This is a genomic window from Tabrizicola sp. (assembly GCF_051645465.1).
Classification (GTDB): domain Bacteria; phylum Pseudomonadota; class Alphaproteobacteria; order Rhodobacterales; family Rhodobacteraceae; genus Tabrizicola.
Genome location: NZ_JBOFBI010000329.1, coordinates 1 through 9,241, shown reverse-complemented (window position 1 = coordinate 9,241; position 9,241 = coordinate 1). Strand labels below are relative to the sequence as shown.

Annotated in this window: 9 protein-coding genes and 1 pseudogene; 6 read left to right on the top strand and 4 right to left on the bottom strand. The window is 63.1% G+C overall.

The annotated features are described in order from the left end of the window. From ACRCSW_RS21300 to ACRCSW_RS21290, 3 genes and pseudogenes are all read right to left on the bottom strand, one after another. Positions 1 to 86 (bottom strand): annotated as a pseudogene (locus ACRCSW_RS21300) (type 1 glutamine amidotransferase domain-containing protein); the annotation flags it as partial. Between the two features lie 81 nt (positions 87 to 167). Continuing rightward, complete coding sequence (locus ACRCSW_RS21295) at positions 168 to 938, bottom strand: alpha/beta fold hydrolase (protein WP_438707660.1); 771 nt, start codon at positions 936 to 938, stop codon at positions 168 to 170. A gap of 91 nt (positions 939 to 1,029) precedes the next feature. Beyond that, entirely contained in the window at positions 1,030 to 1,863 is an 834-nt protein-coding gene (locus ACRCSW_RS21290) for an alpha/beta fold hydrolase (RefSeq protein ID WP_438707659.1), read from the bottom strand. Positions 1,864 to 2,357: 494 nt separating this feature from the next. Here ACRCSW_RS21290 and ACRCSW_RS21285 point away from each other — a divergent pair, with 494 nt between their 5' ends. Together ACRCSW_RS21285 and ACRCSW_RS21280 are read left to right on the top strand one after the other, a co-directional pair. Next, the gene (locus ACRCSW_RS21285) at positions 2,358 to 3,011 is read left to right on the top strand and encodes a hydrolase (RefSeq protein WP_438707658.1); all 654 of its coding nucleotides are present in this window, start codon (positions 2,358 to 2,360) and stop codon (positions 3,009 to 3,011) included. Positions 3,012 to 3,122: 111 nt separating this feature from the next. Further along, positions 3,123 to 3,407 (top strand): nuclear transport factor 2 family protein, encoded by a 285-nt coding sequence (locus ACRCSW_RS21280; RefSeq protein ID WP_438707657.1) that lies wholly within the window; start codon positions 3,123 to 3,125, stop codon positions 3,405 to 3,407. A gap of 163 nt (positions 3,408 to 3,570) precedes the next feature. Here ACRCSW_RS21280 and ACRCSW_RS21275 read toward each other — a convergent pair whose 3' ends face one another. Continuing rightward, positions 3,571 to 4,482, bottom strand: a complete 912-nt coding sequence (locus ACRCSW_RS21275) for a helix-turn-helix domain-containing protein (protein ID WP_438707656.1) — start codon at positions 4,480 to 4,482, stop codon at positions 3,571 to 3,573. 461 nt (positions 4,483 to 4,943) lie between these two features. Here ACRCSW_RS21275 and ACRCSW_RS21270 point away from each other — a divergent pair, with 461 nt between their 5' ends. From ACRCSW_RS21270 to ACRCSW_RS21255, 4 genes are all read left to right on the top strand, one after another. Next, positions 4,944 to 5,207 (top strand): hypothetical protein, encoded by a 264-nt coding sequence (locus tag ACRCSW_RS21270; RefSeq protein WP_438707655.1) that lies wholly within the window; start codon positions 4,944 to 4,946, stop codon positions 5,205 to 5,207. A 75-nt stretch (positions 5,208 to 5,282) separates the two neighbouring features. Further along, positions 5,283 to 6,068 (top strand): hypothetical protein, encoded by a 786-nt coding sequence (locus ACRCSW_RS21265; RefSeq protein ID WP_438707654.1) that lies wholly within the window; start codon positions 5,283 to 5,285, stop codon positions 6,066 to 6,068. A gap of 53 nt (positions 6,069 to 6,121) precedes the next feature. After that, positions 6,122 to 6,610: a (2Fe-2S)-binding protein gene (locus tag ACRCSW_RS21260; RefSeq protein WP_438707653.1), complete on the top strand. Its 489-nt coding sequence runs from the start codon at positions 6,122 to 6,124 to the stop codon at positions 6,608 to 6,610. Between the two features lie 9 nt (positions 6,611 to 6,619). Then, the gene (locus ACRCSW_RS21255; RefSeq protein WP_438707652.1) at positions 6,620 to 8,944 is read left to right on the top strand and encodes a molybdopterin cofactor-binding domain-containing protein; all 2,325 of its coding nucleotides are present in this window, start codon (positions 6,620 to 6,622) and stop codon (positions 8,942 to 8,944) included. Positions 8,945 to 9,241: the final 297 nt, after the last annotated feature.

Here is a 9,241-nt window from a genome sequence, read left to right as displayed (position 1 = left end):
GCGGCCAGCTCTTCGAGCCAGAAACCCGTTTTGCGACCGGTATCGCCGAGCTGATCGTGCGACGTCAGAACCATCAGAACCTTCATGGTCATTCTCCTTCGGTTAATGATGCGCGAGGGCACTCCCTCAACACGTTGCGTTAGAAGTCCGTCTCGTCGTTGGTAGTGTCAGGGTGCAGTCTTCACGGCCACGGCACCCACGGCAGCAGCTTCGATCACATCGGCCACGGCCTTGGGCTGGGTCAGGAACACGACATGGCTGCCGGGCACCTCGGTCGTCTCGGCCCCGATCCGGCGGGCAGTGCTGCGCAGTAGTTCCGGGTCAATGGCGCCGTCTTCGGTCGCGACGACGTACCAGCTGGGCTTGGTTTTCCATGCAGCGACGGTCACGGGCGCAGCCAGGGCCGCCATTGCGATCGGCACCTGCGCGTCGCGCAGGAAGGCCGCATCGGCCTCACTGGTATCCCCGGCAAAGCCTGCGCGGAACCGCTCGGCGTTGAGGTAGGCGAAGCCGTCCGGCTGTTCTTCGGGCACGAAGTTGGGCGGTGGCGGGATCTCGGCATATTGGTCGAGCGTGGACTGGCCGACTTCGGGTGCGAAGGCCGCCACATAGACAAGGCCTGCAACTTTGGGATCGGTGCCTGCCTCGGTGATGACGCTGCCGCCATAGGAATGGCCGACAAGGATCACCGGGCCGTCCTGCCGGTTCAGCACCCGCTGGGTCGCCGCGACATCGTCGGCGAACGAGGTCAGCGGGTTCTGCACGATGCTGACGGTGTAGCCGCGGCTCGTCAGTTCGTCATAGACGCCGCGCCAGCCCGATCCGTCGGCAAAGGCGCCGTGGACAAGGACGATGTTGCGGACAGGCTCGGCACTGGCGGCAAAGGCGATGCTGCCCGCGACGGCTGCTGCGGCAATGGTTTTCAAGGGAGTGGTCATGGTCGTCTCTCCTTTTTGGACTGAGTGATGAATATGGGCACCCTCACATGGTGCTGCCTGCCGCTCGGCGCATGTCCGTTATGCTGGCCCCTCAAGCCGAACGGGCGAAGGCGAGCAGATCGGCGTTGATAAGGTCGGGGTGCGTGGCGAAGAGGCCGTGCGAAAGACCCGGATAGGTCTTCAGCGTGCCGTTCCGCACCAGCTTGATGGCCTTGTGGGCCGAGTTAGCGATCGGCACGACCTGGTCATCCTCACCGTGCAGAAACAGAACGGGGACAGCAATTGCTTTCAGATCTTCGGTGAAGTCCGTTTCGGAAAAGGCGGCGATGCAGTCGTAATGCGCCTTTGCGCCGCCGGCCATGCCTTGACGCCACCAGTTGTTGATCAGGCCCTGGCTGACCTGCGCGCCATCCCGGTTGAAACCGTAGAATGGCCCGCTGGGCACATCGAGAAAGAACTGGGCGCGGTTCGTCACCAAGGCGGCACGGAAGCCATCGAACACCTCCATCGGAATCCCGTCGGGGTTGTTCTCCGACTTCACCATCACGGGCGGAACAGCGCCGATCAGCACGGCACTCGCCACGCGGCCGCGCTCGGCACGGGCTGCGTACCTGGCCACCTCGCCGCCGCCCGTCGAGTGTCCGATGTGGATGGCGTCCCGCAGGTCGAGCGCCTTGGCGATCTCCGCGACATCTGCGGCATAGGTGTCCATGTCGTTGCCGGTGTCGGTCTGGTCCGATCTGCCATGACCGCGCCGGTCATGCGCGATCACCCGGTAGCCCTGCGACAGGAAGAACAGCATCTGGTTGTCCCAGTCGTCCGCGCTGAGTGGCCAGCCGTGGTGGAACATGACGGGCTGGGCGTCTTTCGGACCCCAGTCCTTGTAGAAAAGCTGTGTACCGTCGGATGTGGTGAGGAATGCCATTACGAAGTCTCCTTTTGGGTGAGTTTGAGCAAGGCCCGGAATGGGGAGAGCGACTGCAGCGGCGAGAGCTCCAGCAGAGGAGAGAACCGTGCGTCGGGTCAGCGTTAGCTGGGTCAGATCGTTGCTGAGGTGCATGAGTGGTCCTTTCGCGAGACAGCGGCTCCGCGAAAGCTGCGGTGCCTTGCATTCACAGGCTAAGGGGGCTCGGCATTCGTCGCGTCGCACGACCTGCTGTCATGGTGCCGATCTTGCTGTCTTTCGGGGTAGTCCTGTGGGAGCAGGGCCATGAGAGCAGGGAAGTCCTAGTCAAGCCGCATGGATTCTCGTGCGATCCTGACCAGTCGGGGTTCCGCAACATGGTGTCGCGCGCGGGAAATGCAGAATGGCCGCAAGACTGGCACCGTCGCGGCAGCTTCGGCGCCGCAATGCAGAGGTGGCTTTGCTACGTTCTGTCACCAGAGCCTCGCTCACCCCCGCAATGAAAGGAACACCCCATGACCATTCGCAACGGCCTTACCTCGCTGCTTCGTCCCGAAGACTCGGTGCTCGTTCTGATCGACCACCAGCCCTATCAGCTCGCGAACCTGCACAGCCACGAACCGCAGATGGTGATCAACAACACCGCTGGCCTGGCGAAGGCCGCCAAGGCCTTCGGTGTCCCCACGATCCTGACCACCGTGGTGGCCGAGCGCGGCGGTTATCTCTTCTCCCAGATCACCGACGTATTCCCTGGCCAGGAGGTGATCGACCGGACGTTCATCAACACCTGGGAGGACCGGAAAGTCGTGGACGCCGTCAAGGCGACGGGCCGCAAGCAGTTGATCATCGCAGGCCTCTGGACCGAGGTCTGCGTTGCGATGCCGGCGATCCAGGCGCTCGGCGAAGGTTGGGATGTGACGGTTGTCACCGATGCTTCGGGCGGCGTGTCGGCCGAAGCGCATCAGGTCGCCATCCAGCGCATGGTCGCGGCGGGTGCGAACGTGATGACCTGGATGGCGCTGGCAGCCGAATGGCAGCGCGACTGGGCCCGGATGGAGACCGCCGTCAAGCTTACCGAGGTGCTGACGCAGCATGGCGGTGGCAGCGGGATCGCTTATCTGTGGGAGCGGCAGTTGCTCAATACTCCGCTGCGAAGTGCCGCTGAGTGATCTTTCTCAGGGGATGACGAGAAGCCTGAACGATGCGTCGTGATAGCCGACCGCTGATCAAGCCTCGTCATCCCCCATTGACCCAACGAAAGCCGCTTCAGGGAGGCATCGATGAACTACGAAAAGATCATGCAGGCCAACCTGGAGCGGGTGTTCGGAGAACGTGATGCCCTTCTGCGCATTGAAGCGATCCGTGCGCATTACGCCGAAGATGCCGAACTTCACGAACCGCAGCGTTCTGTGCGGGGCCACGACGCTATCTCACAAGCCGTGACGGAATTGCTCGCGCATCTTCCGTCGGACTTTACCTTCACCGCAACAAGGCCGGCACTGGGTCACAACGGTTTCGGCCGGCTGCAGTGGCGCTCTGGACCCCCGGGGGGCCTGCTGCCGTGACCGGCACCGATGTCGCGCATATTGAGCGCGGGCTCATTCGGTCCCTCCACGTTTTTCTTGACCAGCCGGGCATTTGATCACAGCACAGGCACAAGTTTAACGAGGGTCTCGAACAAGATGCCTCGCGCCAGTGTGAGGCGCCGGCAAGCGGCGACATTGCAAGTCACTGCAGCGCGTCAGCGCGCAACGGATCGCGGACGATCCGCCGATAGTCCGAAGGGCTTATGCGCCGATTCTTCAGGAAAACCCGGGCGAGCACCTGGTTGGAGGAGTACCCGACCTCGAAAGCGATCTCCGTGACCGGAAGGTCCGTCCTTTCGAGGAGGTCGCTGGCTTTCTCCAGTCTCAGGCGGGTCAGGTAGGCCCGTGGCGGCACGCCAACGGTCCGCTTGAACATCCGTGCAAAGTGAAAAGTCGAGAGCTGCACCTCGGCCGCCAGTTCGTCCAGGCTGATATCATCCGACAGCCGCGCCCGCATCAGTTCCAGGCAGCGCCGCTCGGCCCAGGGGGCAAGGCCGCCACTTGCCGGCCTGAACGGCGCTCCGCCCAGTCGGCTGAGTTCAGCCAGGATCTCGCAACCTGCGGCCTGCGCCAGCAGTCGCGATGGCGCCCCCTCATCATCACACAAGGCCCACAGGTTCCGGAGCGCTGACCCGATGGCGGAAGAGCCAAATATGCGGCCGTAGATGCCGGACTTCTCGAACGAGAACCGCCCGTCAGCCGCGTCGTCGAGCACGCTTTGCCAGTGTGCCATCGGCAACGCCAGACAGCGGACTCGATGGCGTGTATCCGCAATCGTCGTTGTGGCGAAGTCTGGCGCTGCGAGAGCGAGGCCGCCTTTCTTGGTCGTCACATCAAAGAGTCCCCCTCCGATGTCGCCCCTGATACGACAGCCGCCATGCACGTCCTGATAGAGGACGATATCGGGAACGCCGGGGCGGGACACGTCCCCGGACTGCCCCTCAATCTCAAGAAGATCGAGGATTCCGCCTGGCGATTTCATCGTGCGCACATAGCACGCCTGCCTGCCTTCCCGATACCAGTGGGAGGCGGACGAGTAGGAAGGTGGGGTCATTGTTGTGTCTCCTATCGGATGGCAACACTGATTTGTCGCAAGTCCGCGCACTGAACCGAGGAAGACCTTGAACTTTGGCAGTTGCGCGGCGGGCGACGCCATTTGCGCGGACGACTAGGTCTTGAGGCACATGGCTCTATGGTCACCCGGTCGAAGCGTCCGTTCGGACCGCGTCAAACAAAAAAGGCGGTCGCCCGGGGTCGAAGTCGATTCGATAGTTGTATCGTAACACATACGATATGTATCGTTTCAACTCGAGCTCGTCAAGAGTAGGATTGAGCAACTTGGACGACCGGATGCAGAGCCTGTCGCCGCGAAACATCTTGCCGAAAGGTACCCCTTCCTCAAGAAACACCCGTGAAAGATGCGCAAGACTGGATCGCTGACAGCAATCCCGGAGACGCAGCCCCGGCACGGGAAACGTATGTTGTAGTACGTTGTCGCTTTAGAAAGGGAAACCAATGAACCGCCTCTCTCTCGCTCTTGCCTTCACCCTTGCCGGTGCCGGATTTGCCGCCGCGCAGGCTTTCAACCCGACCGAGATGTCGCAGGGTCTCGACATGCTGCAAGCGCAGCTGAACAACATGATTTCCTCTTATGGCATCGATGTGAACGTCGATGAACTGACCGTGGCGCAAGTGGCCGAAGTCATTTCTAAGGTCAACGGCGGTGCCGATACCAAGCAGGAAATCGAAGAAGCCATCGAGCTGGCGCGGGCGCGATAGCCCTCAACTTACATCAACCAACCGTCGCCCCACCGGGACCGGGCGGGGCGACGGGAGCTGGAAGGATCATGGAACATGGTACCCACCACTGGCACCTATAGGCGCGCCCTGATCGCAGTCGCTTTCGCCCTGCTTACAGTCACTAACGTCGACGCCGAAGGATTGGGCCAGGGTGACATGGCCCTCGAGAATGAGGGGCACTCCGGGATCGTCCAGCCGGAATCCGGCACCGAAATTGCGGACCAGCTGGAGGGATCGCTGCGCTTTGAGCCCATGACAATGCTGGGCGACCTCTACCGCAACGACATCGTCCTTCTGATGCGCCACGGCCCGACCGACTGGTCACAGATGGATGCGCGCGGGGTAGACCCGAAGGACTGTACCCGTCAGCGCATGATGACGCCCGAGGGGCAGGAGGCGATGCGGCAGCTGGGGATGCATCTGGCGGTCAGTGAAATTCTCCCCGCCGAAATCAGGGTCAGCCCATGGTGCCGCAACAGGGACACTTTCGCGGCGCTGATGGACGGCATTCATCGCATTGACCCAGGGTTCCACCGATCTGTCGAGGTCACCGAAGATTACGGGCTGGGCCTCTTGCTGTCCCTGGGCGGAGCGCCGTCGGTCATTCCGATCGAAGAGGCCATTGACGACTGGAAGGCGCGGGGACCGACGGGGCCGCTGCTTCTAATCACCCACTACACGAACATCGAAGAACTGACGGATTTCAGAGTCTACGAAGGCGAGATCCTCGTCCTCGATCCCGAACTCAACAACCGCGTCCTCGGGTATCTGCGAATGGACTCGGCAGCTCCGGACGCGATCCACTTTGATGTCCCCGAGATCGAGAGAGAGACAAACTGACTGGGGGTGACCTGCTCCCCTGAAACCTCCGCGATCTGAGGTTAGTCTGTTCTTTGAACGCAGAAAGAGAGGTCGATGTGGTTGCCTTCATCCTCAACGAAAGACCGGTCGAGGTCGATGTACCGGACGACAAGCCCCTGCTTTGGGTGCTACGGGAAGATCTCGGCGTCCTTGGCCCCAAGTACGGCTGCGGGATTGCGCAATGCGGGGCTTGCCGCGTGCTCGTCAATGGCGAGTCCCTACCGTCCTGCGTAGCCTTCATCGGTGATCTCGAAGGCGCAACGATCGTGACTGTCGAAGGGCTTACAGGGCCGGACGGTGCCCATTCGGCCGTTCAGCAAGCCTGGATCGACGAACGGGTGCCGCAATGCGGCTTCTGTCAGCCGGGCTTTCTGATTGCCGCGACGGCCCTGCTTCAGGCGACGCCAAGCCCCACTGACGACCAGATCGACGCGGCAATTACCAACATCTGCCGCTGCGGCACCTATCCCCGCATTCGCCGCGCGATCCACCGCGCCGCTGCGACCCTTTCAGCCGGTTGAGGAGCCGCCATGCCCCGCCTGATTACCCGTCGTGGACTGCTTCTCACCGGCGCCGCATTGGGCGGCACCGCACTTGTCGCTGCCGTGGCGGGAGCGGGCTACCTCTCGACCGTCGATGTTCACGGGCTGTCAAACCCACATCTCGACGGCGAAGCAGCGGTTCTGAATGCCTTCCTGACGGTGATGCCCGACGGCGGCGTGATCATCAACGTGCCGAAAACCGAGATGGGGCAGGGCATCCATACCGGCCTTGCCATCGTCGTGGCCGAGGAACTGGGCATCCCCTTTGACGATCGTATCCGTGTCGTGTTCCCGACCGACGCCCACCCCGCCTATTCGAACTGGTTCAACGTCCTCCAGATCCGGCCTGAAGAGGCCGCAGGCCCTGTCGCCTGGGTCGGACGGCGGGTTCTAGGGCAGATGGGGTTCATCGCCACCGGCGCATCAGGCTCGACGATGGGCATGTGGCATCCGATGCGTGTGGCTGGTGCTGCGGCGCGGCAGATGCTGGTCGCGGCGGCGGCTGCAGAACTCGGCGTGCCCGAGGCCGAGCTGACCACGGACGGCGACGGGTTTGTCCGGCATGCCGCCTCCGGACAGGCGCTGGCCTATGGCGACCTCGCCGGAGCCGCAGCGCAGATGTCACCGCCGGACGAGCCTGCTTTCACCCCGAGATCGGAATGGCGGCTTATCGGTCGGTCGCAGTCCCGGGTGGACATTCCCGCCAAAGTGCGGGGCGAGCCGGTTTTCGGCATGGATGTGGCCCTGCCCGACATGCTTCACGCGGCCATCCGGCAGGCACCCGTGTTCGGGGCAGGGATCGCCCGCCTTCTGAACGAAGCCGAAGTTCGGGCCGAGCCCGGGGTTGTCGACGTGGCGGTGATCGACGGACGCCATGTAGCGGTGCTTGCCGGATCCTGGTGGCAGGCCGAACAGGCGGCTTCGCGGCTGAACGTCGAATGGACAGCGACCGAGGCCGACGGCGTCGACAGCGCCGAAATGAGCCAGCGTCTGACAGAGGCGCTGGAGAGCGACAGTCCCTACAGTCATATCGACGACGGCGATGTGTCTGCGGCCTTTGCCGCACCCGGCGCGGTGGTGGTTGAGGCAGACTACAGCGCGCCCTTGGTCGCCCATGCCTGCATGGAGCCGATCAATGCCACAGCAATCCTGCGCAAAGATGGCGCGGCCGAGGTCTGGGCCTCGATGCAGAGCGCCACCGCCATGCGGGGTGGCGTGGCCCGTGGCATGGGCTGGGCAGGTGTCGAACCTGCCGCGGTCACGGTCAACATAACGATGAACGGCGGTGCCTTCGGACGGCGCAGCGATCAGGACGTGATCGCGCAAGTCGCCTTTCTGGCCGCCCGCCATAAGGGCCGCCCGGTTAAGCTGATCTGGTCGCGCGAAGAGGATATCGCACGCGGTCTTTTCCGCAGCCACGCCGCCACACGGCTGCGCGCGGCACTCGGGCCTGACGGACTGCCGACGGCCTACGATGCGCTCGTCGCGGCGCAGGCTGCCTTCAACTCCATCGCCTCGCGCAACATGCCCTTCACACCCGGACCGGACGGCGATGCCTTCACGGTCGAGGGTCTGGACAAGGCGCATTACGCCCTCCCCAACCGCCGGATGCAAAGCCAGCATGTGCCAAGCCACATGCCGATCCACTTCTGGCGGTCGAACGGCTTTTCGTTCAACACCTTCTTCACCGAAAGTTTCATCGACGAATGCGCCGTGGCTGCCGGAGCAGATCCGCTCGAGTATCGCCGCTCCTTGTTGCGCGACAGCCCGCGCCACCTTGCGGTGCTTAACCGGGCCACCGACCTGGCGGGCTGGGGCACGTCGATGGCACCAGGGCGCGGGCGTGGCATCGCAATCGAGGAATGCTACCGCAGCGTGGTGGCACAGGTGGCCGAAGTCACGGTTGCGCCGGACGGCGAAATCGTGGTGGACCACATCTATTGCGCGATCGACGCAGGATTGATCATCAATCCCGATCAGGTCGCGGCCCAGATGGAAGGTGGCGCGCTCTTTGGCGTCACCACCGCTCTGATGAGCCAGATCACGTTGCGAGACGGCGCGGTTCAGGAAAGCAATTTCCACGACTTCCCCATCCAGCGGCTGGCGAATGTACCCGATGTGACGGTCGCCATCGTCGAGAGCGATCTGCCGCCCTGCGGTGTCGGTGAGCCGGGGGTTGTGCCCACCGCCAGCGCCATCGGCAACGCGATCTTTGCCGCGACCGGCCGCCGCCTGCGCAGCCTGCCGTTGGCGATCACAGAAACGATCGGCGAACGGCGGATCCGCACCGTGCTGCCGCCCGCAGAAGCCTGATGCCAGCGATCCCGCAGGACCGCGCACATGGACCCCAACTGAAAGAAGGACGCCAGCCTCTCGCTGGTGGTATCGGGCGAGAAATGGGTCCTATCCGTCAGGGACAGAAACGCATGAGGTCGGGCAGAATGGGCAGTTGAGGCAACGTCCGTTTTGGAGCCCTAAGCGGATGAGGTGGATGGCTCCTGCTCCCCCGGCGTTAGATGCGCCATAGTGCAGTTGTCATGGACTGCGAGGAAAGGAGCCACCCGATGACAGTTAAAACAGTCGGCCTCGATTTGGCCAAGGATGTATTCC

What these genes read in the sequence shown, in the direction of transcription:
- ACRCSW_RS21295 (WP_438707660.1), bottom strand. Translation starts at nt 938, where the DNA reads ATGACCACTCCCTTGAAAACCATTGCCGCAGCAGCCGTCGCGGGCAGC.
- ACRCSW_RS21290 (WP_438707659.1), bottom strand. Translation starts at nt 1,863, where the DNA reads ATGGCATTCCTCACCACATCCGACGGTACACAGCTTTTCTACAAGGAC.
- ACRCSW_RS21285 (WP_438707658.1), top strand. Translation starts at nt 2,358, where the DNA reads ATGACCATTCGCAACGGCCTTACCTCGCTGCTTCGTCCCGAAGACTCG.
- ACRCSW_RS21280 (WP_438707657.1), top strand. Translation starts at nt 3,123, where the DNA reads ATGAACTACGAAAAGATCATGCAGGCCAACCTGGAGCGGGTGTTCGGA.
- ACRCSW_RS21275 (WP_438707656.1), bottom strand. Translation starts at nt 4,482, where the DNA reads ATGACCCCACCTTCCTACTCGTCCGCCTCCCACTGGTATCGGGAAGGC.
- ACRCSW_RS21270 (WP_438707655.1), top strand. Translation starts at nt 4,944, where the DNA reads ATGAACCGCCTCTCTCTCGCTCTTGCCTTCACCCTTGCCGGTGCCGGA.
- ACRCSW_RS21265 (WP_438707654.1), top strand. Translation starts at nt 5,283, where the DNA reads ATGGTACCCACCACTGGCACCTATAGGCGCGCCCTGATCGCAGTCGCT.
- ACRCSW_RS21255 (WP_438707652.1), top strand. Translation starts at nt 6,620, where the DNA reads ATGCCCCGCCTGATTACCCGTCGTGGACTGCTTCTCACCGGCGCCGCA.